Genomic DNA, 456 nt, shown 5'->3' on the forward strand with positions numbered 1-456 from the left:
CAACCACCAACATGCGGACTTAGTAGCACATTTTCTGCTTCGATTAAATATTGAAAATCTGTGGGTAATTCATTCGCATGTAAATCCTCGAAAGAGGTTTTTCAACCACCAACATGCGGACTTAGTAGCACATTTTCTGCTTCGATTAAATATTGAAAATCTGTGGGTAATTCATTCGCATGTAAATCCTCGAAAGAGGTTTTTTCATATTCCAATACATCCAAACAAGCACCTTTCACCTTTTCATTTTTCAGATTTTTCACCAAATCGGCAATACGAACTACTTTGCCACGGGCAGTATTTATCAGGTAAATTGGTTTTTTGAATCGTTTTAAAAATTCATCATTCACCATAAACATGGTTTCTTCGGTTTGCGGTACGTGCAGACTTAGTATATCGCATTGTTCAAATAAATCGGACAATTGCTTTTCCTGGCAATATTCATCCGAATAATCG

The 456-nt window shown here is 36.4% G+C and carries 1 protein-coding gene; it reads right to left on the reverse strand.

What is annotated here, in order from left to right; all coding sequences use genetic code 11:
- Positions 1-101: 101 nt before the first annotated feature.
- Positions 102-456: NAD(P)-dependent oxidoreductase (locus EES38_RS21930; protein ID WP_279432229.1), on the reverse strand; the 355-nt coding region annotated here is incomplete at its 5' end.

The organism is Vibrio viridaestus (assembly GCF_003856525.1).
Taxonomy (GTDB): Bacteria; Pseudomonadota; Gammaproteobacteria; order Enterobacterales; family Vibrionaceae; genus Vibrio; species Vibrio viridaestus.